This window comes from Streptomyces sp. CB01881, from assembly GCF_002953255.1.
Classification (GTDB): Bacteria; Actinomycetota; Actinomycetes; order Streptomycetales; family Streptomycetaceae; genus Kitasatospora.
This window is the reverse complement of the sequence record NZ_CP026498.1, coordinates 5608939-5630296: the sequence shown is the minus strand read 5'-3', so window position 1 is coordinate 5630296 and position 21358 is coordinate 5608939. Positions and strand designations below refer to the sequence as shown.

The following is a 21358-nucleotide window of genomic DNA, read 5'->3' as shown; positions in this document are numbered from 1 at the left end:
AGGTGCGCGGGGCCCAGGTGCGCGGGGGCCCGGTGCACGCTGGCTCAGTGCGCGGAGCCGCTGAGCTGGAGGCCGATCACCCCGGCGATCACCAGGGAGATCGACACCAGCTTGAGCACGGAGGTGGCCTCGTCCAGGAAGAGCATGCCGTAGATCGCGGTGCCGGCCGCGCCGATGCCGGTCCAGACCGCGTAAGCGGGTCCGACCGGCAGGCTCCTGAGGGAGAGGGTCAGCAGGCCGAAGCTGCTGAGGGCGAAGACGCAGAAGCTGATGGTGGGCCAGAGCTTGGTGAAACCGTCACTGAGCTTGAGGTTGATCGCGAAGCCGGTCTCCAGGAGGCCGGCCAGGATCACCAGGGCCCATGCCATCGCGTGCTCTCCCTGTCGATCGACGGGTCGGGCGGTGATCCGGCCCGACTTTCCTATGATCACCAGGCAGGGACGCTCCGACACCTCGAACGCCCGAAATCGGCCGGGGCCGCCCGCGGTCAGTCGCCCTCGCGGGTCTCCTTGCTGGAGAGCAGGCGGCGCAGCGAGTAGAGCCGGGCGGGATCGGCGTGGCCGTCCGCGACCCACGCGTCCAGCGCGCAGTCCTGCTCGTCGTGGCTGCACGCGCGCGGGCATCCCTCGGTGCCCGGCTCCAGGTCGGGGAAGGCGTGGATGACCCGGGACGGGTCGATGTGCGAGAGGCCGAAGGAGCGGAAGCCCGGGGTGTCGATCACCCAGCCCGGGTCGAGCGCCTTCTTCGAGCCCGGCTTGGCCCCGGGGGGCGGCGGCAGCCGCAGCGCCAGCGCCGAGACGGTGGTGTGCCGCCCGCGGCCGGTCACCGCGTTGACGTGCCCGGTGGTCCGCTGGTGGGCCGGCACCAGGGCGTTGACCAGCGTGGTCTTGCCGACGCCGGAGTGCCCGATGAAGACCGTCGAGCGGCCGCGCAGGTGCGCGCGGACCGCCTCGGCGCCCTCGGTGGCCAGCTCGTCCCGGCGGGTCACCACGTAGGTGATGCCCAGCGGGGCGTAGGACTCCAGCAGCGGTTCGGCCGGGGCCAGGTCGGACTTGGTGAGCACCAGCAGCGGCTCCATGCCGGCGTCGTACGCGGCCACCAGGCAGCGGTCGATCAGCCGGGGCCGGGGCTCCGGGTCGGCCAGCGCGGTGACGATGGCCAGCTGCCCGGCGTTGGCGACGACGATCCGCTCGTACGGGTCGTCGTCGTCCGCGGTGCGGCGCAGCACCGAGGTGCGCTCCTCGACCCGGACGATCCGGGCCAGGGTGTCGGCGTCCCCGGAGAGGTCGCCGACGATGTTGACGATGTCACCGACGACGACGCCCTTGCGGCCCAGCTCACGGGCCTTCATGGCGACGATCTCGCGCTCCTGCTTCGTCCCGGCGTCCACCAGGCAGGTCAGCCGGCCGCGGTCGACGGTGAGCACCATCGCCTCGGCCGCGTCCTCGTGCTTGGGGCGGATCCGGGTCCGCGGCCGGGATCCCCGGCGCGCGGGGCGGTTGCGGATGTCGTCCTCGTCGGCGTCCTTGCCGTAGCGGCGCATGTGCCCAGTCTCCCGCTCAGCCGCCCGCCACTGTCCCGGTGAGGAGCTCGTCCCACATCTTCGGGAAGTCCGGCAGGGTCTTGGCCGTGGTGGCCACGTTCTCCACCTGGACGCCCTCGACGGCGAGGCCGATCACCGCGGCGGCGGTGGCCAGGCGGTGGTCCTCGTAGGTGTGGAAGACGCCGCCGTGCAGCGTGCGGGGGCGGATCCGCAGGCCGTCCTCGGTCTCGGTGACGTCGCCGCCGAGGTCGTTGATCTCCTTGGCGAGCGCGGCCAGCCGGTCGGTCTCGTGCAGCCGCAGGTGGGCGATGCCGTAGAGGTGGGACTCGGAGTCGGCGAGCGCGGCGACGGCCGCGATCACCGGGGTCAGCTCGCCCACATCGTGCAGGTCGGCCTCGATGCCGTGGATCCGGCCGGTGCCGGTGAACTGCAGGCCCTCGTCCGTGAACTCGCAGGCGCCGCCCATCCGCGTGTAGATCTCGCGCAGCTGGTCGCCGGGCTGGGTGGTGTGCTTCGGCCAGTCGCGGACGGTGACCCGGCCGCCGGTGACCAGGGCGGCGGCGAAGAACGGCGCGGCGTTGGAGAGGTCCGGCTCGACCACCATGTCGCGGCCGATCAGGGCGCCGGGGGTGACCCGCCAGACGTCCTTCTCGCCGCCGTCCTCGGGGGCGTCGACCTGGACGCCGGCCAGCCGCAGCATCTCGACCGTCATCCGGATGTGCGGCAGCGAGGGGACCGGGCCGCCGACGTGGCGCACCTCCACGCCCTGGTTGTAGCGGGCGCCGGAGAGCAGCAGGGCGGAGACGAACTGGGAGGAGGACGAGGCGTCCAGCTCGACCGGGCCGCCGTCCAGCCCGCCGGTGCCGTGCACGGTGAGCGGGAAGGCGCCGCGGCCGCCGTCGTCGATCCGGGCGCCGAGCGCGCGCAGGGCGTTGATCACGCCGTGCTGCGGGCGCTCGTAGCTGCGCGGGTCGCCGTCGAAGTGCACCGGGCCGTCGGCGAGGACGGCCAGCGGGGGCAGGAAGCGCATGACCGTGCCGGCGTTGCCGACGTCGACCGAGGCCGGGCCGCGCAGCGCGGGCGCGGGGATGATCCGCCAGGCCTCGCCGCCGCCGGTCCCACCGGCGTCGTTGTTGACCTGCTCCTCGATGCCGACACCGAGTGCGCGCAGGCCGTCGGCCATCAGCTGGGAGTCGCGGCTGCGCAGCGGGCGCCGCACCCAGCCGGGCTCGGTGGCGAGTGCCGCCAGCACCAGGGCCCGGTTGGTGACCGACTTGGAGCCGGGGATGGTGACGGTGGCGTCAACGGAGGTGGTCGCGACGGGGGCGGGCCACAGGGTCTCGGTCATGGGGCAAGTTTAGGGGCCGTACGGGAACCGCCCGCGCGGTGGCCGGATGGCGGAACGGGCTGTGACTCGCCCGCTCGCCTCCGGGCGCTCGGACCCGGCGCCGACGCTCTTCGTTCCGGCGCTCGTTCCTCGCTTGTCGCTCATCACTTTCGGCACCGGCGCGCCCTTCGGCTCGGGGCGGGCTGTGACTCGCCCGCTCGCCTCCGGGCGCTCGGACCCGGCGCGGGGCGGGCTTCAGCCCGCGGGCAGCAGCCAGCTCGCACCGAGGGCCAGACAGGCGAGTGCGGTGATCAGGAAGAGGGCGATCCAGGCGAGGCCGGGGACGCCGGTGAGCCGGGCCAGCTGGTCGGCGTCGGAGTCGCGGGCCTGGCCGCGGCGGCGCTGCTGCTGGAGCTCCAGGACCGGCCGGACGGCGCCGAGCAGCAGGAACCAGGTGCCGAGGTAGGCGAAGCCGGCCTGCACCTCGGCGGTGCCGAACCAGGAGACCAGGAAGAACGCGGCGCCGGCCAGCAGGACGGACAGGAGGCCGAAGGCGTTGCGGATCCGGACCAGCAGGGCCAGCAGCAGGGCGATGGACACCCAGAGCAGCAGGGTGATCCGGTCGACGGCGAGCAGCGCGGCGCAGCCGAGGCCGAGCAGGGCCGGGGTGGTGTAGCCGGCGGCGGCGGTGAGCACCATGCCGGGGCCGGTGGGGCGGCCGTAGGAGAGGGTGAGGCCGGAGGTGTCGGAGTGCAGCCTGATCCCGGCCAGTTTGCGGTCGGTGGCGAGCGCGGCGAGGCCGTGGCCGCCCTCGTGGGCGATGGTCACGGCGTTGCGTCCGATCCGCCAGAGCGGCCGCAGGAGGACCAGGAGCAGGGCGGTCGCGCCGGTGGCCAGGACGAGCCAGCCGGGCGGTGCGGGCTGGGTGCCGGTGACCCGGTCCCAGACCTCGCCGATGTTCTGTGCATCCATGTCCCTCTGCGCCTCCGTCCGGCCGTGCCCCGGCCGGGCGCGGGTCGCGGCCGCCGGGGTGGCAGCCTCCCATGCGGGGACGGCCGGGCGGGAGGCGGTGGTTCGTTCCGTGGAATGAGGAAGTGGTGAGAACGGCGGCCGTGGCAAGCTGACGGCATGTGTGGTCGCTTCGCCGCCGGCAGCAGGCCGGAGGACATCGTGGAGCTCTTCGGCGTCCGGCAGTGGGACCCGGCCGAGACGCTGGCCCCCAGCTGGAACGTCGCCCCCACCGACAGCGCCTTCGTGGTGCTGGACCGGGTGCCCAGGGGGGAGTCGGTGCCGGTGCGGCAGCTGCGGGTACTGCGCTGGGGCCTGGTGCCGGCCTGGGCGAAGTCGCCGGAGACGGCGGTGAAGATGATCAACGCCCGCTCGGACACGGTGCACGAGAAGCCCTCGTACCGGCAGGCCTTCGCGTCCCGGCGGTGCATCCTGCCGGTCGACGGCTACTACGAGTGGCAGACGCTGCCCGGCGAGCGGGGCAGGGCGAGGAAGAAGCCGTTCTTCGTCTCCAGGGCGGACGGCGGCCCGCTGGCGCTGGCCGGGCTGTACGAGTTCTGGCGCAACCGGACGGTGCCCGCCGGCCACCCCGAGGCCTGGCTGGTGACCTTCACGATCGTCACCACCGAGGCCGAGGAACTCCTCGCCCCGATCCACGAGCGGATGCCGCTCTTCCTGGACCGGGAGTCGTTCGACGACTGGCTGGACCCGGGGCCGGGCGACCCGGACGAGCTGCGCCGGCTGCTGATACCCCCGCCGCCCGGCGCCCTGCGGGCCACCCCGGTCTCGCCCGCGGTGGGCAGCATCCGCAACAACGGCCCCGAGCTGACCCGGCCATGGGACGAGGCCGAGTACGAGACCACCCTGTTCTGACTCCCTTTCCCCTGGAGCCCCTGCACGATGACCACCGAACTCGTCCCGACGCCCGCCGGGGACGCCCGGATCACCTGGCACCGCGCGGCCGGCCCGAGGGCGGTGCTCGCGCTCGGGCACGGCGCCGGCGGCGGGACGGCGGCGCGCGACCTGGTCGCGCTGGCCGCCGCCCTGCCGGCCCGGGGGATCACCGTGGCGCTGGTCGAGCAGCCCTGGCGGGTGGCCGGGAAGCGGCTCGGCCCGGCGCCGAAGACCCTGGACGCGGGCTGGACCCCGGTCGCCGAACTGCTGGCGGGCGGGGGCCTGCCGCTGGTGGTCGGCGGGCGCAGCGCCGGGGCCCGGGTGGCCTGCCGGACGGGCGCGGCGACCGGTGCCGCCGGGGTGGTGGCGCTGGCGTTCCCGCTGCACCCGCCGGGCAGGCCGGAGAAGAGCCGGGCGGCGGAGCTGCTGGAGTCCGGGCTGCCGACGCTGGTGGTGCAGGGCGCGGCGGATCCGTTCGGCGGCCCGGCGGAGTTCCCGGAGCTCGCGGCCGGGCACACGCTGGTGCCGGTGCCGTACGGGAGCCACGGCTTCGAGGTGCCGAAGCGGGCGCCGATGGGGCAGGACGAGGTGCTGGAGCTGATCACCGGGGCGGTCGGGGACTGGGTGCTCGGGCTGCTCTGAGCGTGCTGCTGTGGGGCGGGCCGTGCCGTTCCCGGGCCACTCCCGGCCGTTCCCGGCCGCCGTGGACGGGCTGTCGCCGCCCGCTCACCCGTGCGGGTGAAAGCCGCCGGGGGGGCGGGAATGCGGGCGCCGTCGGCGTGGTTGACACCCCTGTCAGCTTGAGTCCCGGTGGAAGGCAGCACAGATGGGTTCGATCGCGTGCCCCGAGCGGCCGGAGGAGCGCGAGGCCGCCGCGGCCTTCGCCCCTGCGTGGTCCGACTGGATTGTCGCGGGCGAGAAGCCCGTCAGCCCGATATCCTCCATTTCGGGGCGGCCCGCGGTGGGTCGTGCCCGCCATGGCGAGGAGGTGGGTCCGGTCGTCGGGACCGAGCACGAGGCCGAGCCGGGCCGGGGCCCGGAGGAGAGCCTGCCCGCGGGCGAGGCGCTCACCGGTGAGGAGCTGGCCGAGGCGATCGGTGAGGACACCTTCCGCGTGTCGGCGGAGGAGAGCGAGGAGGCCCGGCGGGAGCGCTTCGAGCGCGACGCCCTGGGCTACCTGGATCCGATGTACTCGGCGGCGCTGCGGATGACCCGCAACCCGGCCGACGCGGAGGACCTCCTCCAGGAGGCGTTCGCCAAGGCGTACGCGTCCTTCCACCAGTTCCGCGAGGGCACCAACCTCAAGGCCTGGCTGTACCGGATCCTCACCAACACGTTCATCAACTCGTACCGCAAGAAGCAGCGGGAGCCCCAGCGCACCGCGGCCGAGGAGATCGAGGACTGGCAGCTGGCCCGGGCCGAGTCGCACATGTCGACCGGTCTGCGTTCGGCCGAGACCCAGGCGCTCGACCACCTCCCGGACAGTGATGTGAAGGACGCCCTCCAGGCCATCCCGGAGGAATTCCGCATCGCCGTCTATCTCGCGGACGTCGAGGGCTTTGCGTACAAGGAGATCGCGGACATCATGGGTACTCCCATCGGTACGGTGATGTCCCGACTGCACCGCGGCCGCCGGCAGCTGCGCGGCATGTTGGAGGACTACGCCCGTGAGCGCGGGCTGGTCCCGGCCGGCAGCGGGGCAGGGCAGGAAGCGAAGGGCTCGGGTTCATGAGCTGCGGCGATCCGCACGACACCGAGTGTGGCGAGGTCCTCGACCACCTCTATGAATTCCTCGACAACGAGATGGCCGAGGGTGACTACGCCAAGTTGCGGGTGCACTTCGAGGAGTGCTCGCCGTGCCTGGAGAAGTACGGGCTGGAGCAGGCCATCAAGGCACTGATCAAGCGCTGCTGCGGGTGCGACGACACCCCGGCCGACCTCCGCGGCAAGGTGCTGGCCAGGATCGACTCGATCCGGGCCGGGCAGCGGTCCGGCGAGGCGGTGGTCGCCGTCGACCCCACGGCCGAGGGGCACGGCGAGGTCGCCGGGCAGGGCCGCACGGCCCCGGCCGGTGAGGCCGTCGAGGCCGCGGCCAGGCCGGGTACCCCGGTCGAGGCGGGCGCCCCGGCGGAGTGAGCGGGCCCGTCCGCCGTACGGCGGACGGCCCACCGCGAGGACGAGGCGGCCCCCGGAGCAGGTGCTCCGGGGGCCGCCCCCTTTCTGCTTGCGTGCGCCGTCACTCGTTCGAGTGAGTTGGCGGTGCGCCAACTGCGGCATTCCGCGATCATGCGTCCCCGTGCCGGAACGGCGGCCTATCCTCCTGACGGACGCTCACCGCCGGTCGCCCGGCGCACCGAGCGCAGACCGGGCCAGGACGGCGGGGAGGTCGAGATCGCTACCGACAGTGGAGACGCGGACCTGCCACCGGGCGCGGCGCGCTACCTCGTGGCCGTCCCCGTGGCGGCGCTCTGCTGCCTGCTGCCGCTGCTCGCGACGCCGCTCCCGCTGGGCGTGCCGCGCTGGCTCGGCGCACCCGTCGACTGGCCCAAGGTCGGGCTGCTGGCCTTTCTGCACGGGTGCTGGGGATCGCTCGCCCAGGGGCTGCCGACGCCCTGCCTGCGACTGGTTCGCGCCCTGCTGCGCCGTCCGCTGCCCGACCGGGCACCGGCCCGGCCCTGCGCCAACGCCTTCTTCCCGGTGCTCTTCGCCGGGGTGCTGATGCTGCCGCCGGCCGCCGCGGCCCTGGTCGCGGTGGTGCCCGCGCTACTCGGCCCCGGCGAGCCGGAGGGCCGGCGGCGGCAGCTGTGGAACGGCGCCCAGCTCGCGCTCTCCGCGTTCGCCTCCTCCGTGGTCTTCCACCTGCTCGCCGGGCCGCAGCTGCTGCTCGGCTCCCGGTTCCCGGCCGCGCTGCTTCCCGGCTTCGCCTCCCTCGCCGTGTTCTGCCTGGTCAACGGCGTGCTGGTGAGCGGCATGCTGCTGCTGGCCGAGGGCCGGCGCCCGACCCTGCTGCGGCGCGGCCAGGCCGCGGCGGTCGGACTGCCGGTCCTGGTGCACGCGGCCGGCGGGCTGATGGTCGCGGTGCTCTGGCAGGGGCCTTACGGGGCCTTCGCGGCGCTGCTGGCGCTGCTGCCGCTCTCCATCTCGGCCTGGGTGTTCGCCCAGGGCCACCGCGAGCGGGACGCCCACCAGGCCACCGTCCAGGCGCTGGTGCAGGCCGTCGAGATCAAGGACGCCTACACCCGCGGGCACAGCGAACGGGTCGGCAAGGCCGCGGTGCTGATCGCCGGTCAGCTCGGCATGGAGTACGAGCGGCTGCGCACCCTGCGGTTCGCCGGCATCCTGCACGACGTCGGCAAGCTCGGTGTCGCCACCGAGCTGCTGCGCAGAAACGGTCCCCTCACCAACGCCGAACGGCGGGCCGTCGAGGTGCACCCGGTGTACGGGTACGAGCTGGTGCGCGGGATCGCCTTCCTCGGCGAGGCGCACGCGGGGATCCTCCACCACCACGAGCGGATGGACGGCCGCGGCTACCCGAGCGGGCTGGTGGGCGAGCAGATCCCCGAGTTCGCCCGGATCATCTCGGTCGCCGACGCCTTCGACTCGATGACCTCCACCCGCTCGTACCGGCGCGGCCGCCCGGTCGCCGAGGCGGTGGCCGAGCTGGAGCGCTGCTCGGGCAGCCAGTTCGACCCGGTGATGGTCCGGGCCCTGGTCGACGCGCTGGCCGTGCACGACTGGCAGCCGGTGCTGCCGCCGCCCGGCGACTGCATCCGGGCGGTGCCGGACATCCCGCTCGGCGTCCCCGAACCGGCCCGGGCGGCCCCGCGCCGGGTGCCCGCCCAGGGCGGCACCGCGCCGACGGCCGGTCCGTCGTGATCGCGGCAACCGGGGGCGCGCGGCCGCACCGGCGGGCTCACCGGCGACCGGGCGGGCACCGGCCGTCGCGGCCCGGCGGGCCCCGGCCGGAGGCGGCGGCGGCGGTGCACGGGGGCACGTTGGCGGTGCACGGAGGGGCGCTCGCGCTGCTGGCCCTCGCGTTCGGCGCGGTGGCGGTCCGGGGCATCGCCGAGCCCGGGGTCGCGCTGGCCTTCACGGTGCTGATCGCCCTCGGCGAGTGCGTCCGGATCACCCTCCCGGGCGACCGCGAGCAGGCGCCGATCGGAGCGGCCGGCGCGCTCGCCTACGCGCTGCTCGGGCCGCTGCGCGGGCTGCCGACGGGGCACGGGGGGCTCCAGGTGGTCGCGGTGACCGGCGTCGGCCTGCTGCTCGCCCTGCTTCCGGCCCTCGTCCTGCCGCACCGCGTCCGGGCCAACCAGCAGGCGCCCTGGCGCGACCGGGCCCGGCGCGACGGCGCTTCCCGGCGGCTGCTCGGCGCGGGCTTCGCCGCCGCCGTCTTCCAGCCGCTCTACAACAGCGGGCTGGTGGACCGGATCTCGGCGGACGGCCCGGCGTACGGGGTGTTCCTGGCGCTGGTGGCCGCCCTGGCCGCGCTCTGCGACGCCACCCTGGCGGCGGTGCTGCGCCGGGACCGGAGCGGGCTGCGGTTCCCGGCGGCGCTGGAGGACGAGCTGCGGTCGCTGTTCGGGATCGGCACGGCGATCACGGCGACCGGGCTGCTGGTCAGCCTGGCCGCGGGCGAGGTCGGGCTCTGGGCCCTGCCACTGTTCTGCACGCCGCTGCTGCTGGCCCAGGTCTCGTTCCGGCGGGCCGCCGCCGTCAGGGCCACCACCGGGCAGACCATCGCCAGCCTGGCCCGGGCCACCGAGGTGGCCGGCTACACCCCGCCCGGCCACGCCCGGCGGGTCGCCGACACGGCGTGCGCGGTCGGGCGCGAGCTGGGGCTGGGCACCCGTGAGCTCGCCCTGCTGGAGTACGCGGCGCTGATGCACGACATCGGACAGCTGTCACTGGTCGAACCGGTGCCGGACGGGGCGACGGCGCTGCTGCCGGAGGAGGAGCAGCAGCGGATCGCCCGGCTGGGGAGCGAGGTGATCAGGCGGACGGGGGTGCCGCGGCAGGTGGCCGAGCAGGTCGCCCGGCTGGCGGATCCGCCGGGCGGGCGGCCGGAGGGGGGCGGGTCCCAGGTGCCGCTGGCGGCGCGGATCATCCGGGTGGCCAATGCCCACGACGACCTGCTGACGGCGGCGCGCGGCCGTGGGGTGGGCGAGGCGGTGGGGCGGCTGGAGGTGCTGGAGGTGCTGCGGCTCGGGCGGGGGCGGGTCTACGACGCCCGGGTGGTCGACGCGTTGGTCCGCGTCCGGGGCTAGGGCCCCGGGCGGGGTGGAGAGGACGGCGGCGGAGCGGGGCGCGCGGGCGGCGGAGCGCACGGGGAGTTCGGCCCGCTGGGGTTGAGGTGGGGCGGCGGGGCGGGCAGGCTGGGTAGGGGCGGGGGCCCGATGGCTGCGGCAACCGTGGGCGGTGGGGAGCGCGGGCGGTGGCGGGCGTGGTTGGATGCGGTCGTAGCGTGGAACACCGACCCGGGGTACCGGGCCCGCGACGCGGGAGCGGATGCGGGACTTGAGCGGACGACGACGGCAGGGACGAACGTGAGGATCTTCCACCGGGCACGGCACCGGCCGTCCGCCACCTGGCGGCAGACGACCGACCGGGCTTTCACGCTGATCGGCGACGGCCGGTACGAGGACGCGGGTGCCCTGCTGGTGATGGCGGCCGATCTGGAGCCGTGGCTGTCCGACTCCTGGTTCAACCTGGCGCTGCTGCACAAGTTCCGCCGGGACTGGGAGCAGGCGCGGGCGGCCGGGCTGCGCGCGGTGGCGCTGCTGGACCGCGAGCACGGTGCCCCCGACTGGTGGAACCTCGGGATCACCGCGACGGCGCTCCAGGACTGGCCGCTGGCGCGGCGGGCCTGGCAGGCGTACGGGCTGCGGCTGCCGGGCGGGCCCGGGGCGCAGCCGGACGGCCCGGTGAGCCTGGACCTGGGGACGACACCGGTGCGGCTCTCGCCGGAGGGCGAGTCCGAGGTGGTCTGGGGCCGGCGGCTGGACCCGGCCCGGATCGAGGTGCTGTCGATCCCGCTGCCGTCGTCGGGCCGCCGCTGGGGCGAGGTGGTGCTGCACGACGGCGCCCCGCACGGCGAGCGGGTCGCGGACGGGGTCGCGTACCCGGTGTTCGACGAGATCGAGCTGTGGGCGCCGTCCCCGGTGCCGACGTACGTGGTGCTGCTGCAGGCGGCCACGGCGGCGGACCGGGACGCGCTGGAGCGGCTGGTCGCCGAGGCGGGGTACGCGGCGGAGGACTGGACGTCCTCGGTGCGGCTGCTCTGCCGGGCCTGTTCGGAGAGCCGGATGGCCTCGGACGACGGCCACACCGCGCACCACGATCCGCACGACGACGGGGACGCGGCCCACCCGGGGCACCTGAGCCATCTGAGCCAGGGCGCGGGCGGGATGTCCTGGCTGGTGGAGCGCGAGTGCGGGATCGCGGCCCCGGCCGCCCTGGTGCGGACGCTGCTGGACCGCTGGGTGGCGGCCTCCCCGGGGAGCCGGGCATATCGTGATCTTGAGGAAGTCTGCTGAGCGAATCCTGAGGAAGTCCGCTGAGCGAGCCGCTTACCCTTGAGCGGTACACCTCTACAGTTCTCGGATTCGGAAGCGAAAAGGCAGCGATGGCGGAGCAGCACGACCACCAGCACGACCACGACCACGAGCCCGCTGGGGACGCGGCCCAGCCGGTGAAGGTGGTCGGCGAGGAGCCGGACCTCTCGAAGGGCACCGCACGGCCGATCACCGTGTTCGGCAACCCGGTGCTGCACCGGGAGGTCAAGGACGTCACCGCGTTCGACGGTGAGCTGTCCGCGCTGATCGACGACATGTTCCAGTCGATGTACGCCGCCGAGGGCGTCGGCCTGGCCGCCAACCAGATCGGCGTGGACCTCAAGGTCTTCGTCTACGACTGCCCGGACGACGAGGGCGTGCGCCACATCGGCCACGTCATCAACCCGGTGCTGGAGGAGCTGCCGGCCGGGAGCAGGCGGGTGCTGGACGACGGCAACGAGGGCTGCCTCTCGGTGCCGACCGCCTACGCCGAGCTGCCCCGCCCGGACTACGCCGCGGTGACCGGCGTCGACAAGGACGGCAACCCGATCCGTGTCGAGGGCACCGGCTTCTTCGCCCGCTGCCTCCAGCACGAGACCGACCACCTGTACGGGTTCCTCTACATCGACAAGCTGTCGAAGCGGGACCGCAAGGACGCGCTGCGGCAGATGGCCGAGGGCACGCCGCGCTACGCGACCGTGCCGAACGCGTAGTCGCCGCTTCTGCGTCGAACACCGCCGCCCCGTACGGAACTTCCGTACGGGGCGGCGGTGTTTCGCCGCTATGCCGGGACGAACAGCCACTCCGGGCCGTAGGTGAAGCGGGGGTCGAGGGGCAGCTTGACGCCGTTGATCTGCTGGGCGGTGCCGCGCATCTGGCCCATCAGCCCGATGGCCGGGAAGATGTCCGCCGCGCCGGGGCCCCAGGCGTCTTCAAGGGCGTGCAGCATGCCGCTGTACTGCTGGTTGAAGGTCCGCAGGAGCTCGGCGGTGGTCGCGTCGGGCTCGTTGCCGGGGGAGTTGGCCCAGCCGCCCGCGGGGACCCGGCCGACCGGGGAGGTGTCCGGCAGCGGGACGTCGGGGCCGGCGAACTCGTACTTCCCCGTCTGCTCGTCGAAGATCAGCTTCTTGCCGACGGCGATCTCCTTGAACGCGTAGTAGTGGGCGAGTTCACCCGGGGAGCCGGGGAAGGGGTTCACCGGGGAGGCGGTGGTGCCCTCGCCCTGGGTCTGGATGATGTTGATCGCCTTCAGCACGTCGTCGATGGTGTTCATCGCGACGATGTCGTTGCCGGCGCCGTGGCTCGACCCGAGCGGGAACTCCACCTGCTGCTGACCGGTGATCAGGTGGGCGAACTTGGGGAAGACGTTGGCGATGCGCTGGTAGAAGGCGCCGATGGTGTTGCCGTCGGCGGCGAAGGCGAGCGGGCTCTCGGGCTTCTCGATGTCGGCGAAGAGGCAGGCCGAGTCGCGGGTCAGCCCGCTGAGGAAGACGGTCAGGCCGGGGTTGACGCCGCCGGGGAGCTCACCCGGGTACTTCGGCACCGTGGCGGGGTCGGTGAGGACGACGGTGCCGCCGATGGTGGTGAGCATGTTGCAGACCAGGCCGAAGTGCGACATTTCGTCGAAGACGATCTCGCGGATGGTGTGGCGGACCGGCTGGGTGTTGTCCGGGTTGGCGATCGACCAGAGGGCGGTGGCGTAGGGCGGGATGGTGGAGAGCTCCAGCATGATCGCCCGCTGGAGCGCGTCCTTGAGCTCCTGCTCGGTCCAGTCCTCCTCCGCCATGCTCATGAGCTGGACGATGGCGTCGCTCTCGTAGTCGAGGATTCCGGTCGTCACGGTGGGCCCCTTTCGTTCGGCTGTCGCCGGACCGTAGCCGGGGGCGGATCCTATGCGGACGTGTCCCGCCGGTGTGGCCCCGGAGTTCATCCGGACGGGCGGCGTGAAGTCCTGCCCCTGCCACGCCCGGCGGGGCAGGGCTTCGGACGGTGCGGGCGCTGCCGCCGGGCGGTCGCCGTCCGGCCTCAGCGCTTGGTGCCGTCCACGATGACCGGTGTGCCGTTGGCGCCACAGGGGCTGGCGTAGACGGGGTTCTTCTCGGCGGCGGCCTTGAAGGCGTCGATGCACTGGCTCAGCAGGATCTTGTCGGTGAGCGAGTTGGCGATCGCGGCGTTGGCGGCGGCGGTGCTGTCGGCCTCGATCTTGCGCTTCTCGGCCTCGGCCTTGGCCGTGCGCACGGCCGCCTCCGCCTGGGCGGTGGCCTGATCCTGCTGGATCTTCTGGTCGATGGCCTTCTGCAGGCCGTCGCTCGGCCGGACGTTGCGCAGGTTGACGCCGTTGACGAGGATGCCGCGCGGGGCGAGCCGGGCGGTGATCAGCTTGTCGATCTCGGAGGCGATCGCCTCCCGCTGCGAGCTGTAGCCCTCGACGCTGGTGTGGCGGGCGAAGACGTTGCGGACGATCTCCCGGCTGTCAGGGTAGACCAGGCGTTGCTGGACGGCGTCGGCGCTGCCGGCCAGTTTGAACAGATCGGCGGTGTGCTGGGGGTCGATCGACCACTTCACCGTGAGGTCGGCGAACAGGACCCCGCCCTCGGAGGAGCGGACCTCGACGGTGGAGTCACCGGTCAGGTCGAGATCGGCGGGGCGGGTCGAGAAGGTGGTCACGTCGGTCAGCGGCGACTTGAAGTGGAGCCCCGGCTGCCAGGTCCGGCCGACCTTGCCGAGGCTGGTGGGCACCGCGACCTCGGTCGGCTCGACCACGTGGACGAAGGTCGTGAGCCCCAGCAGCAGCCCGAGGCCGCCGGCGAGGATACCGCCGAGGGTGACCGGCCAGGAGCCGATCTTGCGCCACCGCAGTATGAGCAGGCTGACGCCGACGGCCAGGAACAGCAGGGACAGGATGAGCATGGTGAGGTCCCTCGGACTGGAGTGATCAGGATGGACGGCCGCAGCCTAGGCAGCCCGCCCACGCCCCGAAGCTGCTTCAGATGATGTTCATACGATCAACCCCGCGCGTTGGCCGTTGGCGCCCCACGGGTCTCGCCGGTGCTTCCCGGGGCTGGGAGGTGTCGCGTTGCGAAGTCACTCCAACCCCGATGCCGCCTCTTCTCCGGCGGGCCCTTGTGAGAGGCAATGGCCCGCCGGAACGAAGTGCTGCGGCCCGGGCATGGCGGTGCGGCGTCGAAGCAGGGCACGGGCTGTTTGCGCGGGTGGGGCGGGGTGGAGCAGGGGAGTTCAGGGGCCGTGGGTGGTGATGGTGATGGGGTGGGCGGTCCAGTCGGTGAGCTCGCCGACGTGGAGGGTGGTGCTCCAACTGCCGCCCCGGGAGAGGCAGCGGGCGACGCCCTCCCCTCCGCCGGGGCCGATGCAGATCCTGATGAAGTCGCGATGGGCCTCGCGGACGGCGAGTTCACGGACGTGCTCCCAGAGGACGGGGAGCGCGTGGTCGAGGCTGGGGAAGAGGGTGGGCGCCATGATGCCCTCGATCTCGGCCCGGACGGTGGTCACGCGGCGGCCCCCTCGGGGGAGATGTGGCACCAGACGAACTTGCCGATGCCGCCCCTGCGCGGGCAGCAGCCCCACCGGGTGGCCAACTCGTGGACGAGGAGCAGGCCTCGGCCGGCCTCGTCGGAGTCGGCGGCGTCACGGAGGGTGGGCCTCCCGCTGTCGGCGTCGTGCACCTCGATGCGCAGGGTGATGTCCGGGGCGAGGTGGAAACGGACGAAGATCAGGCGTCCGCGCGGGGCCCGGGAGTGCTGGACGGCGTTGGTGACGAGCTCGCTGACGAGCAACTCGCCGGTGGGGAGGAGGCGTTCGCCGGAGGGGTGCGGGAGGAGGAAGGAGCGGAGCTCCTGGCGTGCGGCTCGGGGGGACTTGCGGTGCCGGGGCAGCCAGCACGTCTGCTCGGTGGAGATCGGGGAGGGGGAGACGGTTTCAGGCATGGCGGGGCCACCTCCGGGGTGTGCGGGTGAGAGCGGCTGAAGAAGGCATGGGAATGCCCGGGAAGAAAGCCCGCCATGATCACCCTGTGTGGCGTGGCTCACTACTCCAGGTAGCATGCACCTGTGTCGATGCAGACTGCAAGTGAAACGAATGCAACGATGCAGGTTCCTGTCGCTGGATTGACGAATCGTCACAAGGCAGACTGAGGCTCGCCAGGGAGAGGACTTGTGCATGGCTGACGAACTGAGGCCGACCGTCCGTGCCCGCCGACTCGGCTCGGAGCTTCGCCGTCTACGTGAAGCTGCGGGCAGGGGCACCGATGACGCGGCGCAGGCCCTTGCCTGCTCCCGCGCCAAGATCAGCCGCATAGAGACCGGGGCATCTGGCGTTCGCCGGCTGGACCTCGGGATCTTGCTGGACCTGTACGGGGTGGCGGGGAAGGAGCGCGATGCTCTCGAAGGGTTGTCCAGGGAGAGCAAGAAGCGCGGCTGGTGGCACGACTACGGTGACACGATCCCATCGGCCTACGTCGACGTACTCGGGCTCGAAGACGACGCCCGGTACATCCGCATGTGGCAGACCATGGTTGTGCCGGGCTTGTTGCAGACAAGGAGCTATGCCCGGGCCCTACTTGAAGCCAATCCTGCCGCCGTTCGGCCGGAGCGTATTGAGCAGCTGGTCGAGATCCGGATGGAGCGGAAGGAAGTTCTCGCGAAGCCGGATCCAGCCCGATTCTGGGCGATCATTTGGGAGCCCGCGCTCAGGTGCCCTGTGGGAGGGGTCGAGGTTCACAGGGAGCAGCTGGCACACCTGACGGAGATGGCGCAGCTTCCCAATGTCACCCTGCAAGTCGTGCCACTGGGCGTGGGCGCCACTGCTGGCGCATGCGGTGCGTTCGTGATGTACGGCTTCTCCGACTCGCCTACTCCCGGGGCAGTCTTTCTGGAGACGCTGACAAGCAGTCATTACCTGGAGCAGCAGGGCGAACTGGACGGCTATGGGCTGGTCTTCGAATACTTGCGATCGGCTGCTCTGGACCCAGTGAAGTCGCTGGATATGATCGCGGCCATTGCGGCGGAGACATGACGATGAGACCAGACAAGAGGTGTGAGTGCATGACTGTGCCGGAGATTGCCGCTCGGGGTTGGCGCAAGAGCAGTTACAGTGCCCAAGCGAACGAGTGCGTTGAGACCCGGCAGGAAGCGCTGGGCGGGATGGCAGTCCGTGACTCGAAGGACTCCGCTGGGCCAGCTCTTCGGTTCACCGCAGACGCCTGGGCTGCCTTTGTCGGCGGCGTGAAGGCTGGGGAGCTCCTGGGCGGGTAGCTGCGCCTGGACGTGTCACTCGGGAGTGGCCGGAGCTGCTATTGGGCAGCGGAGGGGTAAGACATGCTCGCAGCAGATCTTGGGAACGTTGCTTGGCGTAAGAGTAGCCACAGCGGGCAGGGCGGTAACTGCGTCGAGGTGGCAGATCTCTTGCCCGCTTCTGTGTGCGGGCTTTACTGGCGAAAGTCATCGTTCTCGGGCGCGCAGAGCAACTGTGTGGAGATGGCGGTTGGCGCGATCGGTGCCGTGCCGGTCCGGGACTCCAAGGACCCTGACGGGCCGGCGCTGCTCTTCGCCGCCGAGGCCTGGTCGTCGTTCCTCGCCGGGGTCAAGTCCGGCGACTTTCCGACCGACTGAAACAACAGTGGTGCCCCGCACGGGCTGTGGCCGTGCGGGGCACCACTGTCACATCAGGTGAGGTTGTCGACCCAGAAGAAGACGGTCCGCAGGATCACGCCCGGGGCGCCGGCGCCGAAGCCGAGGATCATGGCCTGGCCGATCGCGACGTCCGTCGGGTCGATGCCCTGGGACCAGGTGATCCCCGCGTCGAGGCCGGGGATGGTGCTCCCCGGGGCGTACGAACGGAACGATCCGCGGGCGTGGGCGATGAGGGTGCCGTTGCGGCGCAGTTCGGCGCGGCGGAGGCTGAGGGGCCTCAGCTCGTAGCTCCGGTCGCCGACGACGGCGGTCCGAGTACGGTTGCGGGTCCGGCTGGTCGGGATGTTGTGGCCGTTGATGTTCATCGCGCCGTGGTCGCGGTCGGGCACCACCGTGACGGTGGGCATCCCCGCCCCCTGGACCCGCGCCACGACGGACGGCCGGCGGTCGTGGCTGATCTGCATCGGCCCGAAGGGGCCGTCGACCACGCGCTGCTGGAGCTTGGGCATGCCTGGGCTACTCCTGGACACCGGGTGTCAAACAGCGGAGCCACCAGGACGGCGGCTCCGCTGCTTGCTGAACGATATGGACTTAGAAGTCGTCGTCGAAGGCGACCGAGCCCTCGACGGCGACCTGGTACGCCGAGACCCGACGCTCGAAGAAGTTGGTCAGCTCCTGGACGTTCTGCAGCTCCATGAAGCCGAACGGGTTCGTCGAGCCGTACCGGATCGGCATGCCCAGGCGGGCGAGGCGCTGGTCGGCCACGGCCTGGAGGTACTCGCGCATCGACGCGGTGTTCATGCCGGGCAGGCCGTCACCGCAGAGGTCCTGGGCGAACTGGAGCTCGGCCTCGACGGCCTCCTCCAGCATCTCCGTGACCTGCTTGGCCATCTCGTCGTCGAAGAGGTCGGGCTCCTCCTCGCGGACGGTGTCCACCACCGAGAACGCGAAGTCCATGTGCATGGACTCGTCGCGGAACACCCAGTTGGTGCCCGTCGCGAGACCGTGCAGCAGACCGCGGCTGCGGAACCAGTACACGTACGCGAACGCGCCGTAGAAGAACAGGCCCTCGACGCACGCCGCGAAGCAGATCAGGTTGAGCAGGAAAGCCCGCCTGTCCTCCTTCGTCTGCAGCGAGTCGATGTGGTCGACCGCGTTCATGTACTTGAAGCAGAACTGCGCCTTCTGGTGGATGGAGGGGATGTTCTCCACCGCGGCGAAGGCCGCGTTGCGGTCCTCCGGGTCCGGAAGGTAGGTGTCCAGCAGCGTCAGGTAGAACTGGACGTGCACGGCCTCCTCGAACAGCTGGCGCGACAGGTACAGGCGCGCCTCCGGGGAGTTGATGTGCTTGTAGAGGCTCAGCACCACGTTGTTCGCGACGATCGAGTCACCCGTCGCGAAGAAGGCGACCAGCCGGCCGATCATGTGCCGCTCGCCCTCGCTGAGCTTGGCGAGGTCGGCGACGTCGGAGTGCAGGTCCACCTCCTCCACGGTCCAGGTGTTCTTGATCGCGTCCCGGTACCGGTCGTAGAACGACGGGTAGCGCATCGGGCGCAGGGTCAGCTCGAAGCCGGGGTCGAGCAGCATCTTGCGGTCGTCGGGGGTGCTCACTGGCAGGCCTCGCAGGACTCGGGGTTCTCCAGGGAGCAGGCGATGGCGTCCTGCTCGGCCTGGGTCATGGTGGGGGCGGGAACCGGCACGGGCGCGGCGGTGCGGGCGGCACCGGACGCGGCCTGGGCGATCCGGGTCGCCGGGCGCGAGCGCAGGTAGTAGGTGGTCTTCAGACCGACCTTCCACGCGTACGCGTACATCGAGCTGAGCTTGCCGATGGTCGGCGCCGCCATGAACAGGTTCAGCGACTGGCTCTGGTCGAGGTACGGCATGCGGGCCGCGGCCAGGTCGATCAGCGCGCGCTGGGGCAGCTCCCAGGCGGTGCGGTAGAGCGAGCGGACCTCGGCGGGCAGCCAGTTCAGCTCCTGCACCGAGCCGTTGGCGTCGCGCAGCGCGTCCCGGGTCTGCTGGTCCCAGACACCGAGCTCCTTGAGCTCACGGACCAGGTACGGGTTGACCTGGAGGAACTCGCCGCTCAGCGTCTCGCGCTTGAACAGGTTGGACACCTGCGGCTCGATGCACTCGTACACGCCGGCGATGGAGGCGATGGTCGCGGTCGGCGCGATGGCCAGCAGCAGCGAGTTGCGCAGGCCGGTCTCGGCGATCCGGGCGCGCAGCGCCGTCCAGCGGTCGGCCCAGGCGGGCGCGGCCGACGGGAAGTGGTCGATGTGCAGCTCGCCGCGGGCGGCGCGGGTCTCGCCGTACGCCTCGTGGCGGCCCAGCTGCTCGGCCAGGTCGGCGGAGCGCTCGTACGCGGTGAGCATGATGCGCTCGGCGATCAGCGTGGAGAGCTGCTTCGCCTCCGCGGAGTCGAAGTCGATCCGCAGCTGGAAGAAGACGTCCTGGAGGCCCATCACGCCCAGGCCCACCGGCCGCCAGCGGGAGTTGGAGGTGCCGGCCTCGGTGGTCGGGTAGAAGTTGATGTCCACCACGCGGTCGAGGAAGGTGACGGCGGTGCGCACGGTGGCGTCCAGCCGCTCCCAGTCCATGGCGTCGAGGAGGTTGTCGACGGACGCGCCCGGGGCCACGTGGGCGCCGAGGTTGACCGAGCCGAGGTTGCAGACGGCGGTCTCGGAGTCGTCCGTGACCTCCAGGATCTCGGTGCAGAGGTTGGAGCTGTGCACCGTCCGGCCGGGCAGCGCGGTCTGGTTGGCGGCGCGGTTGGAGGCGTCCTTGAAGGTCATCCAGCCGTTGCCGGTCTGCGCCAGGGTGCGCATCATCCGGGCGTAGAGGGTCTGCGCGGGGATGGTGCGGACGGCCTTGCCGGCCAGCTCGGCCTTGCGGTACGCCTCGTCGAAGTCGGCGCCCCAGAGGTCGACCAGCTCGGGAACGTCGGCCGGGGAGAACAGCGACCAGTCCTCGTTGGCGTTGACCCGGCGCATGAACTCGTCCGGGATCCAGTGCGCCAGGTTGAGGTTGTGGGTGCGCCGCGCCTCCTCGCCGGTGTTGTCGCGCAGCTCCAGGAACTCCTCGATGTCCGCGTGCCAGGTCTCCAGGTAGACGCAGGCCGCGCCCTTGCGGCGGCCGCCCTGGTTGACGGCGGCGACCGAGGAGTCGAGGGTGCGCAGGAACGGGACGATGCCGTTGGACTTGCCGTTGGTGCCCCGGATCAGGCTGCCGCGCGAGCGGATCCGCGAGTACGAGAGGCCGATGCCGCCGGCGTGCTTGGAGAGGCGGGCGATCTGGGCGTACCGGGAGTAGATCGAGTCCAGGTTGTCCAGCGGCGAGTCGAGCAGGTAGCAGCTCGACATCTGCGGGTGCCGGGTGCCGGAGTTGAAGAGGGTCGGCGAGGAGGTCAGGTACTCCAGCCGGCTCATCAGGCCGTACAGCTCGGCGACCTCGCGCACCGACTGCTCGCTGTCGCCGACCGCCAGGCCGCAGGCGACGCGGAGCAGGAAGTGCTGCGGGGTCTCGACCACCTTGCGGGTGATCGGGTGGCGCAACAGGTAGCGGGACTGCACGGTGCGCAGGCCGAAGTACTCGAAGCGGTCGTCGCCCTTGGCGTCGACCAGCGCGTCGAGCGCGGCGGCGTGCTTGGTGACGAAGGCGGCGGTGACGTCGCCGATCAGGCCCTCGGCGTGGCCGACGGCGATCGAGGCGGAGAAGGAGACCGAGCCCTGGGAGACCGCCTCGTCGACGATCTCCAGTGCGAGCAGCCGGGCCGCCAGCTTCGAGTACTGCGGGTCCTCGGCGATCATCGACGCTGCGGCGTCCACGGCCAGCCCGCGCAGCTCGGCGAAGTCCGAGCCGGCGTGGCGGCCGCGCAGCGCGGCGGCGGCGACATGACCGGGGTCCACCTGGGGAAGGTCGGCGCTGCGGTCGGTCAGCAGTCGGAGCAGCGCACCGCCGGGGTCGGAGACCGTCGGGTCGGCGGGGGCGGAGCTGGAACCCTGGGCGGGCAGGGTGGCTGAGGCAGCGGTGGTCAAGGCGCTCTCTCCTGGCGGCGATCGGCGGCTGTGGATCGGGGCACCGGGCCGTCCGGGGCAGGGGAGCACGGCGCGGCGGCCGGACGGCTTCGCGCGACGGTGTCATCCCCGGCCCGCCCGCGAGGCCCGGAAGTACTGCAGTGCTGGAGGCCTCTGCGGGGAGGCCGGGCGGCACGCCGTCGGCAGGTACTCGGACTCGCGGGCTCTGGTCGGAGCCGCCCGCACACCGCTGCGGGGCAGTCCCGGATTCGCACCGGGTTCCCCTGCGTCGACAGCAGGGATGAGCATACATCTAGTGGCACGGATCCGATGCAGCCCCACATGTAGTGGCGTGCCGAACAAATATT

Annotated in this window: 22 protein-coding genes and 1 riboswitch; of the genes, 11 read left to right on the top strand and 11 right to left on the bottom strand. The window is 72.2% G+C overall.

What is annotated here, in order from left to right; translation table 11 throughout:
* Positions 1–44: 44 nt before the first annotated feature.
* From C2142_RS14345 to C2142_RS14330, 4 genes are all read right to left on the bottom strand, one after another.
* Positions 45–368 (bottom strand): multidrug efflux SMR transporter, encoded by a 324-nt coding sequence (locus C2142_RS14345; RefSeq protein WP_148643001.1) that lies wholly within the window; start codon positions 366–368, stop codon positions 45–47.
* Between the two features lie 119 nt (positions 369–487).
* Positions 488–1543 carry a ribosome small subunit-dependent GTPase A gene (gene rsgA, locus C2142_RS14340; protein ID WP_148643000.1) on the bottom strand — a complete coding sequence of 352 codons (1056 nt, stop codon included), beginning with the start codon at positions 1541–1543 and terminating at the stop codon, positions 488–490.
* Positions 1544–1559: 16 nt separating this feature from the next.
* Positions 1560–2891, bottom strand: coding sequence for a 3-phosphoshikimate 1-carboxyvinyltransferase (gene aroA / locus C2142_RS14335; protein WP_148642999.1), 1332 nt, complete (start codon positions 2889–2891; stop codon positions 1560–1562).
* A gap of 234 nt (positions 2892–3125) precedes the next feature.
* Complete coding sequence (locus C2142_RS14330) at positions 3126–3842, bottom strand: M50 family metallopeptidase (protein ID WP_148642998.1); 717 nt, start codon at positions 3840–3842, stop codon at positions 3126–3128.
* Positions 3843–3998: 156 nt separating this feature from the next.
* On the opposite strand from C2142_RS14330, the gene C2142_RS14325 reads away from it, so the two are divergent.
* From C2142_RS14325 to def, 8 genes are all read left to right on the top strand, one after another.
* Positions 3999–4751: an SOS response-associated peptidase gene (locus C2142_RS14325; RefSeq protein WP_148642997.1), complete on the top strand. Its 753-nt coding sequence runs from the start codon at positions 3999–4001 to the stop codon at positions 4749–4751.
* Between the two features lie 27 nt (positions 4752–4778).
* Positions 4779–5414 carry an alpha/beta family hydrolase gene (locus C2142_RS14320; protein ID WP_148642996.1) on the top strand — a complete coding sequence of 212 codons (636 nt, stop codon included), beginning with the start codon at positions 4779–4781 and terminating at the stop codon, positions 5412–5414.
* A gap of 451 nt (positions 5415–5865) precedes the next feature.
* The gene (locus C2142_RS14315) at positions 5866–6504 is read left to right on the top strand and encodes a sigma-70 family RNA polymerase sigma factor (RefSeq protein WP_045703751.1); all 639 of its coding nucleotides are present in this window, start codon (positions 5866–5868) and stop codon (positions 6502–6504) included.
* Positions 6501–6908, top strand: coding sequence for a mycothiol system anti-sigma-R factor (gene rsrA / locus C2142_RS14310; protein ID WP_148642994.1), 408 nt, complete (start codon positions 6501–6503; stop codon positions 6906–6908). The genes C2142_RS14315 and rsrA overlap by 4 nt, the downstream gene beginning before the upstream one ends.
* Positions 6909–7058: 150 nt before the next feature.
* Positions 7059–8648, top strand: a complete 1590-nt coding sequence (locus C2142_RS14305) for an HD-GYP domain-containing protein (protein ID WP_148642993.1) — start codon at positions 7059–7061, stop codon at positions 8646–8648.
* A gap of 125 nt (positions 8649–8773) precedes the next feature.
* The gene (locus tag C2142_RS14300; protein ID WP_174315700.1) at positions 8774–10039 is read left to right on the top strand and encodes an HD domain-containing phosphohydrolase; all 1266 of its coding nucleotides are present in this window, start codon (positions 8774–8776) and stop codon (positions 10037–10039) included.
* Positions 10040–10318: 279 nt separating this feature from the next.
* On the top strand, positions 10319–11308 hold the full coding sequence (locus C2142_RS14295; protein WP_148642992.1) for a hypothetical protein: 990 nt from the start codon (positions 10319–10321) through the stop codon (positions 11306–11308).
* 89 nt (positions 11309–11397) lie between these two features.
* A complete protein-coding gene (gene def / locus C2142_RS14290; RefSeq protein WP_148642991.1) occupies positions 11398–12039 on the top strand; it encodes a peptide deformylase in 642 nt (213 codons plus the stop codon).
* A 68-nt stretch (positions 12040–12107) separates the two neighbouring features.
* Here def and C2142_RS14285 read toward each other — a convergent pair whose 3' ends face one another.
* The 4 genes from C2142_RS14285 to C2142_RS14270 form a co-directional block, all read right to left on the bottom strand.
* A complete protein-coding gene (locus C2142_RS14285; protein ID WP_162002470.1) occupies positions 12108–13166 on the bottom strand; it encodes a ferritin-like protein in 1059 nt (352 codons plus the stop codon).
* Positions 13167–13351: 185 nt separating this feature from the next.
* Positions 13352–14236 carry a prohibitin family protein gene (locus C2142_RS14280; RefSeq protein WP_148642989.1) on the bottom strand — a complete coding sequence of 295 codons (885 nt, stop codon included), beginning with the start codon at positions 14234–14236 and terminating at the stop codon, positions 13352–13354.
* 327 nt (positions 14237–14563) lie between these two features.
* The gene (locus C2142_RS14275) at positions 14564–14836 is read right to left on the bottom strand and encodes a hypothetical protein (protein WP_148642988.1); all 273 of its coding nucleotides are present in this window, start codon (positions 14834–14836) and stop codon (positions 14564–14566) included.
* Complete coding sequence (locus C2142_RS14270) at positions 14833–15270, bottom strand: ATP-binding protein (protein ID WP_148642987.1); 438 nt, start codon at positions 15268–15270, stop codon at positions 14833–14835. The genes C2142_RS14275 and C2142_RS14270 overlap by 4 nt, the downstream gene beginning before the upstream one ends.
* Positions 15271–15502: 232 nt before the next feature.
* On the opposite strand from C2142_RS14270, the gene C2142_RS14265 reads away from it, so the two are divergent.
* The 3 genes from C2142_RS14265 (at position 15503) to C2142_RS14255 (ending at position 16953) form a co-directional block, all read left to right on the top strand.
* Entirely contained in the window at positions 15503–16357 is an 855-nt protein-coding gene (locus C2142_RS14265) for a helix-turn-helix transcriptional regulator (RefSeq protein WP_148642986.1), read from the top strand.
* Entirely contained in the window at positions 16354–16596 is a 243-nt protein-coding gene (locus C2142_RS14260; protein WP_346766378.1) for a DUF397 domain-containing protein, read from the top strand. The genes C2142_RS14265 and C2142_RS14260 overlap by 4 nt, the downstream gene beginning before the upstream one ends.
* Positions 16597–16659: 63 nt before the next feature.
* The gene (locus tag C2142_RS14255) at positions 16660–16953 is read left to right on the top strand and encodes a DUF397 domain-containing protein (RefSeq protein WP_148642984.1); all 294 of its coding nucleotides are present in this window, start codon (positions 16660–16662) and stop codon (positions 16951–16953) included.
* A 53-nt stretch (positions 16954–17006) separates the two neighbouring features.
* On the opposite strand, the gene C2142_RS14250 is transcribed toward C2142_RS14255, so the two are convergent.
* The 3 genes from C2142_RS14250 to C2142_RS14240 all read right to left on the bottom strand — a co-directional run bounded on the left by C2142_RS14250 (position 17007) and on the right by C2142_RS14240 (position 20987).
* Positions 17007–17483, bottom strand: a complete 477-nt coding sequence (locus C2142_RS14250) for a hypothetical protein (protein WP_148642983.1) — start codon at positions 17481–17483, stop codon at positions 17007–17009.
* An 82-nt stretch (positions 17484–17565) separates the two neighbouring features.
* A complete protein-coding gene (locus C2142_RS14245) occupies positions 17566–18561 on the bottom strand; it encodes a ribonucleotide-diphosphate reductase subunit beta (protein ID WP_148644778.1) in 996 nt (331 codons plus the stop codon).
* A 20-nt stretch (positions 18562–18581) separates the two neighbouring features.
* A complete protein-coding gene (locus tag C2142_RS14240) occupies positions 18582–20987 on the bottom strand; it encodes a ribonucleoside-diphosphate reductase subunit alpha (protein ID WP_148644777.1) in 2406 nt (801 codons plus the stop codon).
* A 187-nt stretch (positions 20988–21174) separates the two neighbouring features.
* A riboswitch (cobalamin riboswitch) is annotated at positions 21175–21316 on the bottom strand.
* Between the last annotated feature and the right edge of the window lie 42 nt (positions 21317–21358).